18 protein-coding genes are annotated in these 21188 nt (G+C 55.3%); 6 read left to right on the top strand and 12 right to left on the bottom strand.

Annotated elements, in window-relative coordinates; translation table 11 throughout:
- Window positions 1–19 precede the first annotated feature (19 nt).
- Genes HG15A2_RS21125 through HG15A2_RS21115 form a run of 3 tightly spaced genes read left to right on the top strand, consistent with a single transcriptional unit; the run spans window position 20 to window position 1048 of the window.
- The gene (locus HG15A2_RS21125; RefSeq protein ID WP_145063060.1) at window positions 20–247 is read left to right on the top strand and encodes a hypothetical protein; all 228 of its coding nucleotides are present in this window, start codon (window positions 20–22) and stop codon (window positions 245–247) included.
- 48 nt (window positions 248–295) lie between these two features.
- Window positions 296–817, top strand: coding sequence for a phage holin family protein (locus HG15A2_RS21120; protein ID WP_145063058.1), 522 nt, complete (start codon window positions 296–298; stop codon window positions 815–817).
- A 39-nt stretch (window positions 818–856) separates the two neighbouring features.
- On the top strand, window positions 857–1048 hold the full coding sequence (locus HG15A2_RS21115; RefSeq protein ID WP_145063056.1) for a hypothetical protein: 192 nt from the start codon (window positions 857–859) through the stop codon (window positions 1046–1048).
- 28 nt (window positions 1049–1076) lie between these two features.
- On the opposite strand, the gene HG15A2_RS21110 is transcribed toward HG15A2_RS21115, so the two are convergent.
- Entirely contained in the window at window positions 1077–2543 is a 1467-nt protein-coding gene (locus HG15A2_RS21110) for a DUF4886 domain-containing protein (protein ID WP_218932153.1), read from the bottom strand.
- 912 nt (window positions 2544–3455) lie between these two features.
- Here HG15A2_RS21110 and HG15A2_RS21105 point away from each other — a divergent pair.
- Window positions 3456–4559: a DUF4886 domain-containing protein gene (locus HG15A2_RS21105; RefSeq protein WP_145063052.1), complete on the top strand. Its 1104-nt coding sequence runs from the start codon at window positions 3456–3458 to the stop codon at window positions 4557–4559.
- Here HG15A2_RS21105 and HG15A2_RS21100 read toward each other — a convergent pair.
- Complete coding sequence (locus HG15A2_RS21100; RefSeq protein ID WP_145063050.1) at window positions 4556–4879, bottom strand: hypothetical protein; 324 nt, start codon at window positions 4877–4879, stop codon at window positions 4556–4558. The two genes, HG15A2_RS21105 and HG15A2_RS21100, sit on opposite strands and share 4 nt — an antisense overlap.
- Window positions 4880–4977: 98 nt before the next feature.
- Window positions 4978–6048 (bottom strand): DUF1559 family PulG-like putative transporter, encoded by a 1071-nt coding sequence (locus tag HG15A2_RS21095; protein ID WP_145063048.1) that lies wholly within the window; start codon window positions 6046–6048, stop codon window positions 4978–4980.
- Window positions 6049–6295: 247 nt separating this feature from the next.
- Between HG15A2_RS21095 and mntR the strand changes: the two genes are divergently transcribed.
- Window positions 6296–6751, top strand: coding sequence for a manganese-binding transcriptional regulator MntR (gene mntR, locus HG15A2_RS21090; protein ID WP_145063046.1), 456 nt, complete (start codon window positions 6296–6298; stop codon window positions 6749–6751).
- A 7-nt stretch (window positions 6752–6758) separates the two neighbouring features.
- On the opposite strand, the gene HG15A2_RS21085 is transcribed toward mntR, so the two are convergent.
- Window positions 6759–8099, bottom strand: a complete 1341-nt coding sequence (locus HG15A2_RS21085) for a YcjF family protein (RefSeq protein WP_145063044.1) — start codon at window positions 8097–8099, stop codon at window positions 6759–6761.
- A gap of 149 nt (window positions 8100–8248) precedes the next feature.
- Window positions 8249–9814 carry a YcjF family protein gene (locus tag HG15A2_RS21080; protein ID WP_145063042.1) on the bottom strand — a complete coding sequence of 522 codons (1566 nt, stop codon included), beginning with the start codon at window positions 9812–9814 and terminating at the stop codon, window positions 8249–8251.
- 261 nt (window positions 9815–10075) lie between these two features.
- Here HG15A2_RS21080 and HG15A2_RS21075 point away from each other — a divergent pair, with 261 nt between their 5' ends.
- Window positions 10076–11068 (top strand): NADPH:quinone reductase, encoded by a 993-nt coding sequence (locus HG15A2_RS21075; protein ID WP_145063040.1) that lies wholly within the window; start codon window positions 10076–10078, stop codon window positions 11066–11068.
- A 94-nt stretch (window positions 11069–11162) separates the two neighbouring features.
- Here HG15A2_RS21075 and HG15A2_RS21070 read toward each other — a convergent pair whose 3' ends face one another.
- The 7 genes from HG15A2_RS21070 to HG15A2_RS21040 form a co-directional block, all read right to left on the bottom strand.
- Window positions 11163–12410 (bottom strand): adenylate/guanylate cyclase domain-containing protein, encoded by a 1248-nt coding sequence (locus HG15A2_RS21070; RefSeq protein WP_145063038.1) that lies wholly within the window; start codon window positions 12408–12410, stop codon window positions 11163–11165.
- A gap of 239 nt (window positions 12411–12649) precedes the next feature.
- Window positions 12650–13096, bottom strand: coding sequence for a GNAT family N-acetyltransferase (locus tag HG15A2_RS21065; RefSeq protein WP_218932152.1), 447 nt, complete (start codon window positions 13094–13096; stop codon window positions 12650–12652).
- A gap of 79 nt (window positions 13097–13175) precedes the next feature.
- Window positions 13176–14360: a hypothetical protein gene (locus tag HG15A2_RS21060; protein WP_145063034.1), complete on the bottom strand. Its 1185-nt coding sequence runs from the start codon at window positions 14358–14360 to the stop codon at window positions 13176–13178.
- A 118-nt stretch (window positions 14361–14478) separates the two neighbouring features.
- Window positions 14479–16764 (bottom strand): glutamine amidotransferase, encoded by a 2286-nt coding sequence (locus HG15A2_RS21055; RefSeq protein WP_145063032.1) that lies wholly within the window; start codon window positions 16762–16764, stop codon window positions 14479–14481.
- On the bottom strand, window positions 16761–18914 hold the full coding sequence (locus HG15A2_RS21050; RefSeq protein WP_145063030.1) for a BatA domain-containing protein: 2154 nt from the start codon (window positions 18912–18914) through the stop codon (window positions 16761–16763). The genes HG15A2_RS21055 and HG15A2_RS21050 overlap by 4 nt, the downstream gene beginning before the upstream one ends.
- A 216-nt stretch (window positions 18915–19130) precedes the next feature.
- A complete protein-coding gene (locus HG15A2_RS21045) occupies window positions 19131–20030 on the bottom strand; it encodes a DUF58 domain-containing protein (RefSeq protein ID WP_145063028.1) in 900 nt (299 codons plus the stop codon).
- 149 nt (window positions 20031–20179) lie between these two features.
- On the bottom strand, window positions 20180–21172 hold the full coding sequence (locus tag HG15A2_RS21040) for an AAA family ATPase (RefSeq protein ID WP_145064205.1): 993 nt from the start codon (window positions 21170–21172) through the stop codon (window positions 20180–20182).
- Window positions 21173–21188 lie beyond the last annotated feature (16 nt).

Here is a 21188-nt window from a genome sequence, read left to right as displayed (position 1 = left end):
ATTTCACCGAAAGCAACTCATGTCTAAGAATCGACTGCAGGACTATTGGGACTCTACGACCACAGCTACGACGACAGCTACGACGACAGCGGCAAGGTCTTTTCAGGAAGAGGACACTAACTCCTCGGACTTTGTTGAGCGTTGTTCGCAAGGCGTCGAAGAGTTCCTGGGCACGCACCCAAAAATCACCGTCGCTGCCGCTTTGGCCTTGGGCATCGCCTTCGGTTGGCTCGTAAAACGCAGATGATTCACAAAAGTAGCGAGCAGAGACGAAGCAAATCATGCTAGAGCGATTATGAATACCAATCAAAACACCCAGCGAGCATCCACAAGCAATGGCAAGCCGAGCCATGTTCGACAGAGCTTTGCCAGTCTAGCTCACGATGCGCTCGAACTGGGCGAGCTGCAGCTACGGCTCGCCAAGCTCGACGCCAAAGAAAACGCCCAAAAGCTACGCTCAACAGCAATCTTGGCTGGCATCGGCACACTTGTGCTGCTCAGTTGCTTGCCCGTGGGACTGCTCTCACTGGGAGAGTGGTTTTCGTTGGAATTTAGTTGGACCAAAGCCAGTTCCCTAGCCGCCGCCGCCGGGTGCGGTTTGGTTGCCGCAGCCTTGCTACTGGGGATGGCGTACCTCAAACTACGTCAAGGGTTTGCCACCTGGGAACGTTCCTCCGAAGAGTTACAACGCAACGTTACGTGGCTCAAGCAAACTCTCAAGCCTGGATCCGCAACTAAGCCAGCAACGTCACATCCAACGGCACCGGAATCTGCTGCAACTGCAGCCCGGTCTGAAATAAAACTTCCACCCCGTTAATCACAACCCACACTCTTTCTTATTCAGAGGAGACACTCCATGTCAGAAACTGCCGCCACGAGGAAGCAAGACATCCTTTCCACCGGTCAGGCGAGTTCCCCAGGGGATCTACAGCCGAGTGCGGACATCGTCGATTATGTGAAAGAGTACGCCCGCGAAAAACCCGAGGTTGCCGCGTTGTGGTGCTTAGGGATCGGGTTCGTACTCGGTTGGAAGCTCAAGCCTTGGTAGAGGGCTCGGTGAGCTGCAGTTCATCAGCCTAGTTTCTACGCACATGCTTATCACGCGGTCGCGTTAGGCCGATGCCCAGTGCTAGGCTGAAGCCCAAGATTAATCCAGATGGTTCCGGCACGTTGCTGACATTGCCACCACCAGCGCCGACGGGCCAAATTTTGCCGAGTTCTTGCTGCCAAGCGAGGAATTCATTTCCCGCGGCTATCCCGTCGCCATCGATGTCAGTCGTTTCCTGCCAACCGACCGTGGCTTCCCATTGCTGGAGGTCTTCCTCGTCGACGACATAGTCCTTGTTGAAATCTGCCGGATTGTGAGGCGTAAACACCTGTTGAATGGCGAGGAAGTCGGCACCGTTCGTCTCGTTGTCGCCATTCACGTCTCCGCTATCGTCGAGGCCGTAGAATTGAAGCGCTAGCGCGAGATCAGATTCTTCCACGATGCCGTCTAGGTTGAAGTCGGCCGGATGGAACGGAACGTTCGCTTGCTCCCAGATCAGGCGATCTTGCTCGTCAGTGTCGCCATCGCCGTCCGCGTCGCCGCCATCATCGACGCCCATGGATTGTTCCCAAACATCGAAATCCAGTGGATTCACACGACTATCGCGATTGAAGTCGGCTGGGTGAAATGTAGAGGCACTCGTCTCCCACAGCAGTCGATCCGCCTCATCGACAACGCCGTCGCCGTTGGGATCGTAGGGCTCGGTCACTCCATAGGAGGAGGACCACACGGTGAGGTCGTCACTCTCGACTTGCCCGCTTAGATTGAAGTCCGCAGTGGTTGGGGTTGGGAAATTGGTGCCGCTGTACTGATGGTTGTCTAGCACTTCGCTTACAATCCCCTGCAGCACATCGAATTGCTCGGGTGTGAGAATGTTTTCTCCCCCGTAGTAGTTATCGGGCGTCAGGCCGTAGGGCGTGTCGTTGAATAGCGTCGAGTAAGTCGTTAGGCCAGCCACGTATCTACCGTGGGAATAATTCATATGAAGCTGATCGCGGTAAAACTGTGAGATGTGCGAGAAGCCAGGAACCTCACCATTAGCCAACGCTTTGCTCAGCTCAAACAGCACTTCGCCCACAGGCACCATCAGCACCTCGGCAGTGGTCTCTTGCCGTACTCGTTCAATCAGATTGTTATAGTACCCACGCTTCCGGGTAGTGAGGGTTTCGTCGAGATCTTCAGAGTGAGACTCCCAGACGCTCTGAGAATTGTTTAAGAGTGGCCAGGCAGCGTAGATGTAGAACTTCGTATCTGCATTCGCAGGATTAGTTCGCGTGAGATCGATCATGTTGGTGATCGTATCGACATCCGTGGCAAGTGTTGAGGCAAAACCGCCGACCGATACACTTCGATTGTGCGGTTGGAGTGTCACCGCGTCCCAGGCGTAATTCGACAACGCATTCTGGTACGTGCCGAATGGTTCTAAAGGGTCGATTGTAGTCTCGTCGGGCCACATCTCAATTGCGTTGAGTGACGAGGCTGATCGAATGTGCATACCCACCTCGTGTGTAAAGCCCCGGGTGGTTGCAAGATCGGCTACCCCTTCTGGCAGACTGTCGTATGTCAAGCTGTTGCCAATATGGTAGGAGGTGCTCGCCACCGCTGTAGTTGCAACGGCGCAACAGTAAACCAAAAGCGCGCAAGAATGCAACACTGAACTTCGTACGCACATGGTTCCGTTCCGTTTCAGGGCCGCGCCCGCAAACGCATGCGGCTCGAGTAGCTTAGCAATGTCCTCAGACAGCTGGTGGGTGCCGAGAGTCTCCTCAGTATCCTCAAGCACTTCGCATAGCGTTGATCGTAATCGCGGGTGACAGACACGTCAAATTGTTTGGGATTCGCTAAGCACGAGATCCTCACAAGAAATGAGCAGCCTGCGGAGCAATGAACGCCGCTGGAAGCAGGCTGGCAAGAATATTCGTAATACTTCAGACGGCTGAAGTGTTTGCGAATACTCGATTGAGGTGGTTCTAGTGAAAATATGGCTGCAAGTGCGCTTTTGCGTGTTGTGCTAGTTTCTACGTTACACGAAACAGTCGCGTTTTTTATTGTTGGGATTCAGGGCCTGCTGCTAGAATAGGAAGGATAGCGGGGGCATATATTCGAATGGGGAGCTCTTAGTTTGCTCCCATTCATCAGTACACGTTGGTGTAGCGGATATATGGCCTCCTCACCAGAATCTGTGGGTAGATTCCGGGCAAACAGGAGATTTGAAGCTAACATGCAGTGTTTTTTTTGGGGTTCTCAAACTGACCATCAGATGACTTAGGTGTTCAAAATGTGTGGTTTGAATTGACAAATGTATACACCAGGAGAGTTGGCTAGCCCCTCTGTCGAGCCTGAGCGGAGGTCCCACTGTCGTGATGTTGCATATTTTCACCCACAGATTCTGGCGAGGAACCGACATATGAAGCTCAGCATTGTATTAGGCCTATTGGTTGCCGCTATGGCTGTAGCCCCCGCTCGCTCGCAGACAACTAGCTATTCTATTGGCAATAGCTTTACACAAGATGGCTTTAAATTCAGCAACGGCCAAGAGCTTCTCTCTGGTTTTGAGCAAATAGTTCTTGCCGAAGGGGGTAGTCACGAAACGGTTCCGCATATTCGCTGTAGCTCGGCGTTGCACTCGATCGTCGCGGATCCAGACACAGTGTGCATTACGCCCCGATCCCCCTACGATAAATTCCCTAATGCTTTGCCAAACTACGAGTGGGACTTTGTCACGATGCAACCTCACCTCACGCAAAGTTCTACACTCCAAGATGACATAGATTCCATCCTGACATTCATCTCCTTGGCTCAGCAGAATCCCCAAAACGCAGACACCGTTTTCTATATTTACGCGACCTGGCCAGGCCAAACGACTTGGCCTTACCAGTCTGAGTGGGAGACCCCGTTTGTCGATGATCCAACTACTGCGACGAGAAGCCAGAGAGAGTACTACGAGCATCTCCTAGAAGATGTGAGAGAACTAACCGACGCAACGGTTTACGTAGTCCCGGCCGGGGAAGTCTTGTTTGAGTTAGATAAGCAGATTGCGGCAGGGACCATCCCTGGAGTCACAAGCCTTAACTACTTCTACCGCGACTTGATTCACCTCACCGACGAAGGCCGCTACATGGCGGCAATGACTTTTTACTCAATGTTCTTTAAGACATCTCCCGTAGGTTTAGCACGGCCAACGATTTCTTACGGAGACGAGAGTGCCACTACTCCTGGGTTGAACGATATACTCCAACAAACTATCTGGGATGTTGTTTCAGACCATCCTCTCTCTGGATACACAGACTTCAACAATGACGAGTTCGTAGATGACCTTGATCTCAATATTTGGAGTTCGGACTACGGTAGCGACCGAGGTGGAGAAGATTTCATCGCTTGGCAACGCACCTATCGACCCCCATTGTCAAATGTTGCGGGAGTCCCTGAACCCACGACGCTAGTCTTGTCAGCCATGGCGACTCTGAGTGTTCTTCTCCGACCTAGGCGGTGTGCCTGGGCTGGTGTTTAGCGATTGAGGTGTATTTGTGCTTCCATCAACGCTCGGGCCGCCTTATTAGCCGCTTGCCAATTACCACCCCTCGCATCGTTAATGATCTCGACAAGCGATTCTTCCTCCGCAGCGGAAATCTCCCCCGTTTGGCGTTGTTCGGCAATATGTTGAGCCACTTCTTCCAACTTTTTTGCATCGCGCTGGTTGGACACTAAGTACAGCGATTGCAGATTGGCGTAAGCCGCTGGGCCTGTCTCGATAGAATTCCCGCAGCCTGGAAGTGGCATCAGGCTCAGAGCTAGACAGCAGCAGGTTAAGCGATGGGTGAATCTTGTCATGGAATTTCTTCGTCTGAAGTTTGTCGAGTTGTTGAGGAAAAAGCCGTGGCTCGTAGAGCCGACGCTTGGGTCGATCGGTAGTTCTCGAACCACCGAAACTACATTTCGTTCTGGACCTCGCCTTCGGCGATGCTCGACCACTCGGCCCACACGAACAGGTCGACCTCGTTGGCGACGAACCGTGTGGAACCGTCACCCAGGCCTACGTTGCCACCGCCAGGGTGTTCGGAATACATCTGCCCTACGTGATACGCGGGAAAATTCACCGGATGGATGATCGGCAGGCCGTTGGCATCTTCCTCGCCGCCGGAGGGACCCGCGTGAACGAGCACCAACGTGGCGGCCGAATCAACGCCGTTCTCAGGCGAACTGAATAGTGGATGCACAAACGCGCCCGGCACGACACCCACCCAAGTTTTTTCGCTGAGTGACGAGGAGTGCTCGCCAAGGAAAATCGTATTCGAGAGACCGTCGGTAATCTCTTTGAAGCGAGTCTTGGAATTGCGATAGAACGGCCCGTCCGCAATTTGGGATACGTCGCGTTGGTGATTGATGGTTTGCTTTGCTTGGCTATAGATGTCCGAGAAAATCACCTGCGAGGGGTTGCCACCGCACTCTCCCCAGCACGATTCCTGCCCGTGACTGGCGACATAGTGCGAGCGTGCTAGTTCGACATTGCCGCCAGAAAGCGAAAGTGAGGTGCCGGATTCGTCCTGCAAGAGAAACGACTCGGTATCTCCGGTAGACGACGGGCATAGGAAGGTGGAAACCTGAGTGCGAATCAACGACCGGTGGTCGACATGCCAGATCGGTTCATCCAGTTGGACACCTGCCGAGATGCTCGACTGCTCCATATGGTCGAGCAAATGCGCTCCCCAACCCCAGCCCGGCTCTGCATCCCAAGTAGTCGTATCCCGCGAAACAACAGACGCGGAGTGCGAATTCGACCGATAGCCCGGCGGCAGTACGCCACGAGCGCTCTCGTAGTTCTGCATGGCGAGGCCGATTTGCCTGAGATGGTTCATGCATTGGCTCCGTCGTGCCGCCTCACGTGCCGCCTGAACGGCAGGTAGTAGCAGCCCGATGAGCACACCGATAATGGCTATTACGACCAGTAATTCGACGAGCGTAAAGCCGGCTTTTGGGCGAATATGATTTGAAAACTTCATAAGGGAGTTCCAGTACGAGTTAATTTAGCCTTGGTTAAACCCCGGTTAATTTAGCCGTTGCTAAACTTCTGTCAAGTCAGCAAATGAGATTCTGACCAATGGCCGGAATTACATCATTAGCCGTCGAGCTTGCTCGTCGCGTGCTCTGGGTACCAGCCCATCGTCGACCAAAGTCGATGGCCAACAAATGGGAGAGTGTCTATTCCAGCAACTAGCAGGCGGTTCAGGTTCTTGCGAGAATGAACGAATGGCCAACCCACAAGAAAAGAAGCGATTAGAGAAAACCAGCTCGAAGCAGCAACCGCGACCCTTCCAACGCACCCGGGCGGATCACGCCCAGGAAACGGCTGAGGATTACGTCGAAGCGATTGCCGACGCCATCGCCGAGAAGGGCGAATGCCGGGGAGCTGACTTGGCGCGGTTGTTTGGCGTGAGCCACGTGACGATTACGAAGACCGTTGCGCGGCTCGCAAGCGAGGGGCTTGTCGAGAGCGAGCCCTATCGCCCGCTGCGACTCACGACCAAAGGCGAAAAACTGGCGTCCGCGTCGCGCCGACGACATGAAATCGTCGAGCAATTTCTCATCGCTCTCGGCGTCAGCCCCGCCATTGCGGCAATCGACTCGGAGGGAATTGAGCATCACGTCAGCGAAGAAACGCTACGCGTATTCAAGCAGTATCTCGAAGGCGTCGACAATCGCTGATCGCCACTCAACGATCCGCGTGCTCGTTCCTTGCGATCTTCTCACGAATCTCGTCCTTGAGCTTCTCCAGGACCGACTCTTTGTCCGTGTTCGCGAGGATTTGGCTCACCACTTGCTTCGGTGCGTTCTCACCCCAGCTGGCACCGTGCTGAAAGTAGTACCGCGCCGCTTGTCCCACGATGTACGAGCCGTATCCGGCTGCCGCGCCTTGGGGAATGGCTGAGGCGATGGTGCTGAAGCCGAAGGTCACGGCTTTGAAGAAACTTGACGTATAGTGCACGACCGCTTCCCCCAACATGACCCAGCCGGCCGCTTTGAGGATCGAAGTAATTAGCTCTCGGGCGTTGGCCATCGTGACTTCGATGCCGTAGATTTTTCCCAGGTTTACAACCATCGTGGCGTCAACGGCAGCACCGCCTAGCACGTCGGTCACGGCCACCGGGTTAAGTGCTACGGCTAGCGACTTGATTGTCGCGTAGCTCCAGATGACCTTCGCGGCAGTCTCTTCGCGATACTTCACGCGAATCGCCGCCATGCGATCGCTCTTGTCAGCGGCAAAGATTGCGGCGTTGAGCGCCACCAACGATTTTCCTTCGGCTTGCAGCAACTTTACAATGCCTGTGGTGACTTCGCTCACATGAGGTTCAGGTTTGCGGTACTCGGTGCGCGTGCTGCCATCGGCCGACTCGACAACGTACTCCATCTCGCGCGGGTTGGCCTGCGCGGTGACCACATGTTCCGGATCGACAATGCCTGCCAGGCGAGTGCCGCGGAAGAGCGATAGCAAATCGGCCAACTCTTCCTTGCGATAAAGGTCCGTTTTGTTAAGCACCAACAGCAAGGGCTTGTGCAACGCAGCCAAATCGACCAACGCTGAGTATTCCGTCTCGTTTAGATCGGAATCCGTCACAAACAGTACGATGTCGGCTCGCTCGGCGGCACGTTGGGCCAGCTCGCCGCGCTCTGCACCGTCAACTTCGTTTAGGCCCGGTGTATCAACGAAAACGACCTTAGAATCGGCAAAGCCAGAGATTTCGTATCCCGAAGAGTCCCAAGGAATCTGCCACACGTCCTTGGTCCACCCGCCACGGATGTTTACACCCGCTTTGTCTTCACCAATCATGGCGTTGATCAGTGCGCTCTTGCCGGTGCTTATCTCGCCGAACACGACGATCTCAACCCGTCCCGCCTGCAACTTCTCAGCCATCATCTCCAGCTGCGCCAGGTCGTGCATCAGCTCGGTACGTTCCCCTTCATTGCAACCCTTCATGCGCAACACGGCATCCTTAACCGATTCCAAGGCATCGGCATAGTCAGCGTCGTGGGTTGTTGTTGATGGAGATGCCATAGACTTATTGAACCACAAAGAACACAAAGGTCACAAAGAATCCATCGGAAATGTGCAGTTGGTGAAAGAAACTACCAATCACTAATCGATGAAATCTAGGAAATTCATTCGGCATAGCCAACTATGCAACCTCTTTGTGTACTTTGTGGTTAAAAAATATCCTGTTCTTCATGATCCAATTCGTCCCTACCCAGCTGAATTAGCTTCTTCAAATTCTGTGGCCGCGTGAGTTTCTCCCACTGGTCGCGAGCGATTTCGGCTAGACCGCCGCCCGGTGGTTTCATTTCGTTACGAAGATACTCGACAAACACATTGCCAATCCAGCGGGTCACCAGTGCCTGGGTCACGCCCTGCACCAGTCCGCCGGCGATTGTGCCGATGCCCGGCACGGTCTTTAATAGTGAACCGATTCCCGCGGCCACTGCAGGTGTGGCAACTGTGGCACCGACCATCGCAATCAAGTTCTTGCCGAGCTGCTCGAGCATCTTGGCCGCCATATCGACGTCGAGCTTTTGTCGGTACACCTTCGCCAAGTCGAGCACCATCTTCATCGTGATCGCGCTGCCGCCGGCCAGATCGAGGAGCGGGAACGGGTTGATTCCTGCTGCGCCGCCCGCTGCCCACATGTATTTCGTGATGATCTCGTCGGCTCGTTTGTCGAGCTGCTCCCGCACGCGATCTTTCGCTTCATCGACCAAGCCACGCGATTGCAGTAGCAAATTGGCCAGGAGCATATCTTTGCCGTCGTGCTCGATAACCCGCAGCATGCGTCTGGCTAACGGTGTGACATCGGGCGGGGTGGGCACGTACTCGGTTTTTTCAGTGCCGTCGGCAAGTACACGCACGCGGGGACGCATGACTTCCGCGGCTCGCACGGCCACGACGTCTGGCGCTTCAACATTGGGCAACTGTTCAGAGATTTGTGCGAGCAATTCCTTTTGCTCCGCCGGATCGTACCAATCCTCTTTGTTGAGGCACACCAGCAGCCGCTTCTCCATCGCGAAGAGGACTTCAACTAGCTCCACCTCGTAAGATTTCAACGGCCCATCGACCACCAGTAGCACCAAGTCTGCCGTGTTGGCCGCCGCCGCCGCGATGGCTGCGCGTGACTCGCCCCGCACTTCCGCCAGGCCCGGCGTATCGACCAAGACGACCGAATCGCTGCCCGGCCAAGGGATCTCACTGCGCGCGCTGGTGGTGCCGCCGACGACATTCGAGGAAAACACTTCTCGACCTGCCAGCGAATTCAGCAGCGAGCTCTTCCCGCTAGAAATCGTGCCAAACGCGACGATTTCCAAACGCTGCGTTTCCCTCTTCGCAGCCAGCGCTTCCATGTCCGTCTTGAGCTGCTCGCGCAGCGCTTCATCGGCAGCGGCGTCCGAGGTGAACTGCTCGCTGCGGGCAAGGTTTGCATCGAGTTCCGCGCGGCGTTCCGTCGGTGAGAGCGCGCTAGGGTTCTTTGAGCGTCGTGTACGATCACGTTGTTTGGCCAAACTATTCCGCCACATACGACCCAGGAAGAAGAGCGAGATGCCCAACAGCACCAGCCCGCCAATCGATACTCCCACCAGATAGGTCGTAGCCAACGCCGGCTTGCTTTCCGCAGTGCGCTGGTAGGTGTCGATGATCGAGGGCAACCAAGCCACCAGCGCATAGGCCAGCAGGCCCATATAAATGAGCAGAACCCAGCCAAGTTTTTTCGGGAACCAATTCAAGCGTTTACTACGGTTGTGGCTTTAGGATTTGAACCACAAAGAGCACGGAGGTTCACAGAGAGCTATTGTAGGCTGTGAGTTTCACAAAACGCACTGCTCTTGAAGGTGTGCCTTATGAATCGCATGCACCCTATTTGTTCTCTTCAGTTTCTCCGTGGTCTTTGTGCCCTCTGTGGTTCAAAAAAATGTGTGTTCCGCTAGTATAAGCTCAGCCTACGTTGTGACGTAGGCGAATCTTTCATTTCGTCTTGGAGTTTCCTGATGCGAGCGGCGTACATCGAACAAACTGGCCCGGCTAGCAACATCAAAGTTGGTGAACTGCCCGATCCGACTCTTACTGCCAATCAGGTACTTGTGCGGGTGAAGGTAGCCGCGTTGAATCCCGTGGATACGTATATTCGTGCCGGCCATGTGCCCTTTGAGCTGCCCATGCCATTCGTGGTAGGGTGCGACTTAGCAGGCGTGGTAGAAGCCGTGGGCGACGATGTTACCAAGTTCGAGCCGGGTGATCGGGTGTGGGGCTCCAACCAGGGATTACTCGGCCGGCAAGGCACGTTTGCCGAACTGGCGGCCGTCGATGAGCAGTGGCTCTATCCCACGCCCGAGGGCGTGACCGACGAAGCTGCTGCGGCAACGGCACTGGTTGGGATCACCGCTCACCTAGGTTTGGTCGAGGAAGCTCGCATCCAAGAAGGTGAAACAGTTCTCGTGAGCGGCGGTAGCGGCGGCGTGGGTTCCACAGTCGTTCAAATGGCCAAAGCGCACGGCAATCGCGTTGTCGCCACGACTAGCAATCAAGCCAAGGTGGAGTACTGCCAGAGGCTCGGCGCGGATTTGGTGATTAACTATCGTACTGAAAACGTCGCGGAGCGTGTGCGAGAGGAACTGCCCGACGGCGTGAACGTGTGGTGGGAGACAGCTCGCACGCCCAACTTCGAGCCGGCCTTCGCGTCGCTCACCCTCGGCGGTCGTATGGTCATCATGGCTGGTCGCGACGCCCGCCCCGAATTCCCGGTCGGCCCGTTCTACTCGAATTGCAACAAGCTGCTCGGCTTCGTGATGTTCCTCGCGTCGGCCAAGGCCCAAGCCAACGCTGCTGACGACATTAACCGCTGGCTCACCGATGGCGTGTTGAAGACGCGCGTGGATCGCATCGCGACGCTCGAAGACACCGCAGAATTGCACGCCCTGCAAGAATCAAGCACGATTGATGCGGAGGATAAGGTGACCGGGAAATTGTTGGTGCGGATGTAGGGGCCGCTGTGCGGACCAGGACTCTGCCTTCTGAAGAAAACCACTCTGGTTTGACGCGCCATTGGTTGCGTGCTGTTGGTCCGCACAGTGGACCCTACGCGCGCCCCAGCAGCCAGTACGTCTTCATGCCGCCTTTGCCTTTCACCTCTACGGTGCCGCGCTCGACGATTTCGAAATCATCGTTCAATGACTCCGCCGCTTGCTCAGAAAGTTGAATCCTGCTCGGCAGGCTGGTTGATTCCATGCGGCTTGCGGTGTTCACCGTATCGCCCCACACATCGTAGGCAAACTTTTTAATACCGATGACCCCAGCCACCGCTGGGCCTCTGTGGATGCCGATGCGGATTTCGACCGGGTCGTCATTCTCCTCATTAATCTTTTCGACCGCACGAAGCATGTCGAGCGCCATGTGCGAAACGTCGACCGTGTGCCCCTCACGCTTCTCGGGGATTCCGCCAGCGACCATGTACGCATCGCCGATGGTTTTGATCTTCTCCAAGTTGTGCTTCTCTGCGAGATCGTCAAACGCGGAGAACAGTTGATTCAGAAGCCCCACGAGCTTCTCCGGCAAAACTTTTTCTGACATCGCAGTAAAGCCCACGATGTCGGAGAACATGACCGTGGCGGAATCGAAGTGGTCTGCGATGACCGCACTATCTTCTTTGAGACGCTGGGCGATCGATGCGGGCAAGATGTTCAGGAGCAGCCGGTCGGATTTTTGGCGTTCGAGCTCCAGCATGGCTTCCGCCGTGCGAGCTGCTTCGCTGTAGACGTAAGACATCATCGCCAGAATGGCAAACGCGCTAGTCACGTTGGCCATGAGAAAGGATTCACGCACGGTCGCGCCTAACTCGAAGTGGGGAGTTTTCCAGTACTGCACTTCGTAATAGAACCCGAGAAACGATACTAAGCAGACTACGAACATCAGCCCCGGGATCAACATTTTCCTGAAGTTCATCATGAAAGCAAACGCCACGACTACCAGCAGGTAATACTGAAACCCATAACCCCACCCTAAATAGTAAATCGCCAGGAACTGATGGGTGACCACTTCCGCAGAACCAATCACGACTGCCGTCAGCACTGCCCCCCAGTAACGCAGGATGGCAATGTTAATAATCCAAATGGCTACGCTAATCATGTTGATATAGCTAAGCGGCATAAAGTCGAGCCGCCAGAAAATATAGATCCACGACAAATGCAAGAGAAACGCCATCGAGTTGGCGATGAGCATGGAGTAGTACGTGCGATAGTCGTACCGCTGGACACACTCCGGCACCGCCAAACACGGAGCGAGCCGTGCGTGTAAGTAACCCAGCGATTTTTCAGCGAGCGAAGCCATGTGTGCTGAGGATTCTACCAGTTTGGAGGCTCGTTGCCCAAGTACCGCCCCAAGTAGATCAGTGACTCCGGCCTGGTCCGTGAGCGGATTGGCAGCACGACCTCACGGAGCCAAACTAGGCGGGCCGGAGTGCTCAGCTTCCCACTACTCAGCCAGGATGGCCGAGCGACAACATCCGTGACCACTCTACACAAACCGATACATAAGAGTATGACAAGAGTAGTCGCCCTCGTCATACTTCACCTCGAGTCACGCGTGGGGCCCTCTTCCTGAAAGCCCAGCTTCTTATAGAGCGCAATCGCGCGAGCGTTGTTGGCCACAACGGCTAGGCAGATCTTTTCCAGCATGGGGTTCAATTCGGCCCAAGCGAGAAAAGTTTGGAGCAGCTGCCGGCCAACGCCCTGGCCTCGCCACTGGGGAGCGACGCCCATGCCGAAGATTCCGCGATGGGCAAGACGCGAGAGCGGGCTGCCAGCGAAGTGCAAACAACCGACCACCTTCTGGTCAGGCTCGGCGATCAGGAATAAGCAGTTGGGGTCATCCCGGTGGTTGACAATTGCGCCAAGCTCGTCTTCCTTGGTGGCTGAGTTTACTTCGAGCAGACGTACTTGTCCGTTGCCATCGGCAAGCATTGTTTTCACTAGCTCTTTAAGAGGTGCGGCATCGTGTTCGTCCGCAGATCGCACGACGAGGGACTCCCCGTTCTTGCAAGAGAACTGTCTGTTAAGAAGAGACGCGATAAAGAGTGCCGATATTCTCAAGTGACTAAAAATTGTAGGCATCTACGAGGGATGCATCTTTGATGATAATAAGCCCGTCCTCACACTCGGTGAAATCGAGCGTGCCAATGTAACTCATGAAATCAATGGTAACTCCATCCTCAAGTTGCTCTCTCAAGAAATCATTTGCCTCGGTGTTCAGATCGAGGCGCACTTCGTACCTGATTGCAATCTTTGTACTTAATGATGGTAGTATTGCCAGATGAGCAATATCCGAGTCGTCGATTTGCAGAAGTTCAAAACCTGCCGTGTGTATTCCCGGTGCAGTAACCCAGCAAACCTTAGAGCCTTCGAAGAGTGGTTTCATGAGAATCGCAGTTACAGGGGGGCTCCCAGTGTTAAGCAAGCTACTGAAGTATCGCTCCGTGAATGGCAGCACATGTGTCTTGCTGAATCCGCCAACTTGCCCTGGAGTCAACGCAATACAATCGCCATTGCTGAGTGTCCAAATAATTAAATGCGGGCTTGCTTCGTGTTCAGGAGTTTGTACCCGAGTAGCGGAAACGAGGCGCGACTCGATGCTCGCCTCGATGTCTCTTGAGATAAGGGGATCGCTAGAATCGAATCGATACAAGTAATAGTCTATGAGATCTTTCTCGGTGTCAAAAAAATCCCTGCTAACGTTGTAGAACGTCACACTCTCAAATTGCGTCCCGAGATCAACGTCTATGTCGACATGATCGCGGTATGTAGCCCAATCTTTTGGGCTGTGGGCTTCTTCCAAAAAAGACATGCTACTTTTACCAATCTTAACTAGGAAATCCGACGGGATAGGCACAATAGGTTGCGACACAACTTTTGCGTCTGCGGCAGCCAGTGTCGATGACTCAGTAGGTGCCTCTAGGTCGTTAACTTCGATCGGTTCATCACGACTTTGGGGCGATGGAGAAGTAGAAGCTATGTGAGGCTCACTCTTGCTATCCAATGAACTAGTTCTTTGATCAAGACCCGAAACGCCGTCAGTAATTGGAAAAAAGCCCGCAATCAGAGTCGTGATTATACCTGGTAGGATCCATCTAGCTAAAGGCAAGATAGCCTCAGGCATGGATTCGACTCTGATCCCCAAAAAAGAGACTTTCACCTTCCAGACATAGAGATATGTAATTAGCAAGAATGCAAGAAATCCTAGAGTGACATGCTTAGGAATTCCGAAGTGGTCGTATGCATTCATGGTAAGTCGTATTCGAAACGTTTGTGTAAATGCCCCTGCTGCTGATACGTTTCAGCACTAATGCAGGTAGCTCAGGTAGGTTCGTACTATATCGAAAAAAAGATGCAGTTGCACAACTTCAAACCATCCCCCACTTCTTCCGCAAAAACCACTCCGTACCCAACAGCCCAACGAATCCAATAAGCATCGGCCACGTGTCCCATAGCGTGCGTTGCTCGACGATCTCCTCTTCAAACTCTTCGCGCTTTTCCTTGAGCCGTTCGAGCAACTCCGGTAGTTCCTCAGGTGCGAGCGCTTCGCCACCTGCTTCCGCAGTGGCTTTGGAGAGCGCGGCCATGAGCGTCGGGTCGGCGGCTGGTTGGTCGAGCTCTACGTCTTGGTCCGTTACAGAAAAGCGAAGTGTTGTAGTGCCGAGCGATTCGCCCCCCGCGCGAGCGCTTACCAAGATGCGATAGTCGCCCGCCTGAGAAGTCTCAGCAAAGCTTGCCTTCCGGGAAGTTCTATTATTCGAAACGGTCCGTACCGGCTTCACGCTACCGTCGGGCATTTCTACTTGCACGTCGAACTCTGCTTCAGCGAGGGCTTGGCTCTGCGTGTCGCGGGCACCCAGGGTAAATTCCACGCGATTGCCCTGTTGGTAACGCCGTCCATCGAGCTTCGCCCACACTTGCCGGCCGGCGCTGTCGTCCTTCTTGGCCAGCCAGAGAACCAACTGCCGCCAGAATCGCCTGTGGACTTCCCCGTAGCCTTCCATTTGCCAGTGCCACGTGGAATCGAATGCCAGTGCGGCAGTGCGACCTTCGCCCCACGCGCCGAGCACGATCAGCGGCGAACGGGCCAGGTTGTCCGCTTCCGCGATGGTCTGCGCGTTCGGAGCAAGTCGCAAACGATCAAATTGGTTACCACCATCGAGGGCTGGGACTTCGCTCCAAAGTTTACTCTCTGCTGAAGCATTATCGCCAATCTGCAGAATGGGATGCACGGTGCCACCCAGCCCCACCGGCACCAGTTGCACTGGTCCCGCTGGCAAATGCATGTCCGAGCGAGGCGGCTCATTGAAATTCTGACGTTCGGCAGGGCCCATTCGTATCGGCAGCACCCGCTCCAGCGAAGTGCGACGATAGCCGCCAGGACCGAAACTGTGGAACCCGCCCAGCATGGCTAGGCCCGTGCCGTCGTCGATCAACTTGGCGATTGTGTCCCAGGTCGGTTTGTCGAAAGCGATCGAGTCGACATTCCCCAACAGCAGTACATCGTATTTGCCCTCGTCGAGCCGACCACGATAGTCTATCTGCGGGTTGCGATAGTTGAGCAGTTCGTAATTGACATTCAAATCGGCATGCGCGGACAAAGCGTTGCGCACAAAGCGTGCTTCGATGTTCGGCCCGCCACCAATTCGGTCGGCACCGGCTAGGTACAGTACTTTCACACCACCCTTTTGCACGGTGACAAAAGTGGTTTGCTCGTTATTGGCCGTGACTAGTTCGCCTTCGGGCGGTTCTACTCGCAAGGTCACCTTGTACTCGCCCGGCTCGTTCGGAGTGTAGGTAAGCTTGACTTCCTGCTGCCGGCGGTTGTGTTGCATCTCAATGCGCTGCGTATCGACCGTTTGCATCTCGCCGTCGGCATCTTCCCACAAGAGTTGCACCGTGAACGGCTGATTCTGATATCCGTTGGCCGTGACCACGCCACTAACGGTTGCCGGTGTTTCGGCGAAGGTCGTATCGTTGGTGAGTAGGTCGCTCATGCGCACGTCGGAGCGATCCCCCAGTGCCGGCTTGCCATAGGTAAACGTGTACAATGGCACGCCATCGACTGCTAGCCGGCGGGCTAGCGTTTGCGGCGGTGTATCTCGCGGGGCGAACGCGCGTTGGGCTCCGTCGCTCATCAGTAGCACCGCGACCAAACGTTGCTGGGCCTCACGAGCGAGAACATCGTCTAGCGCGGCACCGATGGCTGTTTGATTTCCGTCTGGCGAATCAGGGAAAGCAATCAGGCCCTCTTTCACTTCTAACGGCGTGAGTTGTTCGTCAAAAGCGTAGGCCTTGAAGTCCCAGTTCTCGTCCAGCTCAGCGAGTGGCTCTTGCGATTCGCGGAGTACGTTTTTCATCGAAACAAATCGAGACTCGTTCCCCAGCGAATCCTCCACACTCATGCTGCGCGAAACATCGCCCAGCACCAACAAGGTGCCGGGTAGTGGGCGGGTTTCGGTGGTTTCTAGTGACGGGCGCAACAGTGCTACGAACAGTAGTAGCATGGTGACCGCGCGCAGCGCTGTAAGTGTGACCCGTCGCCCGCGAGATTGCTCGCGATTTGGGCCAATCGCCAGCAAAGGTAATAGCACGGCAGCCAGCGCGGCAAGCAGCCAAGGGCCGCCGACAGGATCGAAACTCCAACTGGTCATGGCGCGCTCCGATAAAATCGGTTCGCCAGCAAATGCTCGCCGCACCACACGATGGTCACGATTGCCATGATCCAGGAGAACAGCTCGCGTCCACGGCTTCCCACGTCCACATAATCTTGTGCGTCGGTGAGCGATTGGGCTACCTCTGCGCGGCCTTCAGGCAAGGCATCCAGCAGCGTTTCCGGTGCGACACGGGCAAGATTAGTGGTCTCGGCTGGCAGGTTTATGCTGAAGCCGCGGTCGAGCCGCCCGCTGGATTCAGTAGCAGAGCCACCTGAGGTCAAACGATAGTTGCCCAGCTGGTCAGTCACGCTCACTTGCAACGTACGTTCACCGGGCGTTGCCGTGCGACGCATGGCTTGCCCGTCTGGCTGGCGCAGCACGTAGCTGGAAATCTGCTGATTCGCGTCCAGCGAAACTCGCGCGGTCGTGCCTGCGGCAAACGTCAGGTCGCCGGTACTGTCCTGCGTGAGATAGCCGGTGAGCTCTTCGACGATGGCCACAAACGGCCAGGCAACAGCCGGCGCGGTGAGCACGTTCCATGGATCGCGACCCTCAGGATCCAGCGAATCAGAAATCGGCGTCGTCATCGTAATGATGCGACCACGCCCGGCAGTACGTTCGAGGATTGCCGGATCGCCATTCGCATAAGTAGCGATTGGGTACGTGTCGTCCGCAACGTCTTCAAACTGCCAATAGGTGAACACGTTGCACGTTTTCCAAGGGATGCTTTCCTCGTAATCACGCAGCCCGACCAGGGCAGGGTGGTCGAGTCGTCTGGGCCGCAGGTACGTGGCGTCACGCGACTTGCGCACCAACGGCCCCGGCAACAACTGCTGGGCTTCAACGCTATTGAAAGCGTCTCGTCGGGCACGATGCCCTAGGAATAGACCCACGCCACCGCCCTGATTTGCGAAGTCAAGCAGCTGCTGCCACGTGTCGGTCGACTGCGCGGGCGGATCGAGCAACAATACGCTTTTGTACTTTGTAAGGTCCGTCTGTGCGAGCTCGTCGAAGAGCATCGTTTCGCAAACGAAACGCAATGGTTGTTCCCAAAGTGTGGGATTGAGCGCCTCCTGCACGAACAGTGCATCGGAAGGCTTCTCGGCTACGAGCAATACGCGCTCCGGTGGGCGGACCTCCACGGTGAAGTAACGCTCGTTATCTACGGCCAACGGATCATTGGTCGCCAGCTTCACCATCGCTTGGTGCGTTCCCAGCGGTAAGTCGGTCACCTCGAACGCAACTTCGGCGGGTTTGTCGCTACTAGACTTGTCGGTTGCGGCGACGATCTGCTGGCCGCGCTTCGTCATCTTATCTCCATTGTCGCCGGAGAGCCATAGTTCCACTAAAGTTGATGAGCCACCCTCATTGGTTTCTACTAGTGTTTCCACGTGGAGCGATTCACCGGGCCTTAGTACCGTGCGACGGACTTTCAAATCGCCTAGCGACGCGTTCGTCGGTTCGTCCACGCCGACATCGATCAAGTACAGCTTGACATCCGGCTCGGCAGAAAGTGCTGCGCTAAGAGTTTGCAGTCCCTCTTCGTTCCAGGCTGCGGAGGAGAGGTCCGTGTAGAGAAAAACCTCTTGGCGATACTCTTCCTTGTCTGCCACTAGCGTGATCGCTTCGGCCGCGACTTCTGCCAAGGGGCGAATACTGGCGCTGGCTCGCAAATTGGAGAGCCGCGTGCGTGCCGTGCCCAAATCTCGCGCGAAACCACCGGCAGCGCGGCCCAGATCTACGACAGCTACTTGGGTGTCCGCGGGCAGTTTGTTGAGCAGCTTACCGGCGATCTCGGTAGCTTCGTCCAGTCGAGTGCGATTCTTGTGCACGTACTGCATGCGTGGCGAGTTATCCACAACCATCGCCACCGCTAGTGGCGCACCCTCCTTACCTTTCAACCCGCTCCCTCGCAGTGTCGGCCGCGCGAGTGCAAATGCAAACAGCGCGATCAGCAAGCAACGCATCGCCAGCAGCAACCAGTGCCGTAGCTTGACACGCCGCCGATTGGAGTCTCGCCGCTGGCGCACAAATCGCAGCGCCGGAAACAGCAGCAGCTTGGGCTCCTGGCGCATCACCAAGTGCAGCACAATCGGCAAAGCGATTAGGCCAATTCCTCCGAGCAGCATTGGTGTTAGGAAGCTCATTCTTCGCTTAGATCCTATTTGAACCACAGAGGACGCGGAGGTTCACAGAGTTAGTGTTGTAGTTTCGTAGGGTGTCGTGAGCATTAGCGAAACGCACCTTCGTTTGTGGTGCGCCTTACTGGATTTAAACCCCAACAGATGCTTCGCGGTTTGACTGATTAGTTTCTCTGTGCACCTCTGTGCACCTCTGTGGTTCAAAAAAATGTGGCACCTTACTCATCCCCAATCTCGCCGATTCAATAAATACTCCATCAACGCATGATCGAATGGCATACTCGTATCCAATGGCACGTAGTCGATCTTGCTCTTCACGCACTCCCGACCCAGCATGTCGCGGAAACTGTTGATCTCTTCCAAATAGTCGGCCCGATAGCCGTCGGCATCCACTTCTAATCTCTCATTGGTCTCTGGGTCTTCGAGTTCCACGAGCCCTTCGAAGGGGAACTCCACTTCGGCCTGATCGAGAATGTGAAACACAATCACATCGTGACCGCCGTGGCGTAGACGGCGGAGTGACGCGAGTAGCGGTTCGGGATCCTCCAGCAAATCGCTGAAGACCATTACCAGGCTACTGTGCTTGAGCATTGCTGCCAGCTGGTTGAGACTGTTGGCGACGTTGGTCTTGTCGGTCGGCTCCAGTCGTGCGAGCAGGGAGAGGATATTGCCAATCTGTGCCCGTTTTGATTTCGGCGCGAGCGAGTCAACAATTCTTTCGCCAAAAGTCACCAGACCCACGGGATCGTTCTGGTGTACCATCAAGTAGCACAGCGCGGCGGCAAGGCACGTAGCGTACTCAAACTTGGATAACTCCTGCCGATAGCGATAGCCCATCGACGCGCTTAGATCCATCGCCAAGTAGCCTGTGATGTTGGTCTCTGCCTCGAACTTCTTCACGTAGTAGCGATCGGTCTTCGCGAAAGCGAGCCAGTCGATATCCTTAGGATCATCGCCTGGCGCATAGCGACGATGCTCGCTGAACTCCACAGAGAACCCTTGCAGCGGACTTGCGTGCAAGCCTTGCAGGAAGCCCTTCACGATAAACTGCGCGCGCAGATCAAGCCGCGAAATTTGCCGAATCACTTCGGGCTTCAGGTAGCTTTCGACGGTGCTGGGCATTGTTGGTTTGACGCAAAGGGGCGGAAGAGACTAAGAATCGGAAAGAGGGTTTTTTGGATCGATCCGTAGGGTACTGCCGAGCTCCGCGAGGCATACCACGAACAACGGTTCGGTATGCCTCGCGGAGCTCGGCAGTACCCTACATTTCTTCACCCTTCCCCATACTTCGGAATCTCTGGCGTAGGTACGTCCGCAATCAATCTCGCGATGACATCTTCGTTGCTCATTCCTTGAGCTTGCGCTTGAAAGTTGGTGCTCACACGGTGGCGCAGCACGGGCACGGCTATTTTCTGCACATCTTCGACCGCCACGGTAAAGCGTCCGTCCATCGCCGCGAGCGCCTTGCCGCCATAGATGAGGAACTGCCCAGCGCGCGGGCCGGCACCCCAGTCGACGAGCTCCTTCACGTACTCGGGCGCTGACTCGTCTTTAGGGCGCGTCGCGCGCACGAGTCTTGCGACATATTTGATGAGGTACTCGCTCACCGCGACAGAGCCTACCAGCTTTTGTAGATTCAAGATCGCCCGGGCAGAGAGAATCTTCTTCACCTCAGGTTTGTCTTGCCGCGTGGTTGTGGTGAGAATCTGCTCTTCCTCGTCGGCACTCGGGTAATCGACCTTGATGTTGAACATGAACCGGTCAAGCTGTGCTTCGGGCAACGGGTAGGTGCCTTCTTGCTCGATGGGGTTCTGGGTCGCGATCGTAAAGAAGGGCTGCGGGAGATCGTATGTCGTTTGACCGACCGAAACTTGACGTTCCTGCATCGCTTGCAAGAGCGCGGCTTGCGTCTTGGGCGGAGTACGGTTGATTTCGTCCGCCAGCAGGATATTCGTGAACACGGGCCCCTCGACAAAGCGAAAGCTTCTCTTGCCATGCTCGTCCTCTTCGAGAACATTCGTGCCAGTGATGTCCGAAGGCATCAGGTCCGGCGTGAACTGGATGCGTTTAAAGTTGAGATCCAAAATGGACGAGAGCGTGCTCACCATGAGCGTTTTCGCCAAACCGGGCACACCTTCCAGCAGGCAATGGCCGCGAGTGAAGATGGCGGCGAAGATTTGCTCGATCACCTCGTCCTGACCGATGATAACCTTCTGCAGCTCCCGTTGCATAAGCTGCCGGTGCTGACGAAATTCTTGAAGAATGTCGCCCAGGTTCCTC

Origin of the sequence: Adhaeretor mobilis, assembly GCF_007741515.1 — a bacterium.
In the GTDB taxonomy this organism is placed as follows: Bacteria; Planctomycetota; Planctomycetia; order Pirellulales; family Lacipirellulaceae; genus Adhaeretor; species Adhaeretor mobilis.
The sequence above is the reverse complement of the archived record's forward strand: the minus strand, read 5'-3'. Positions and strand labels throughout refer to the sequence as shown.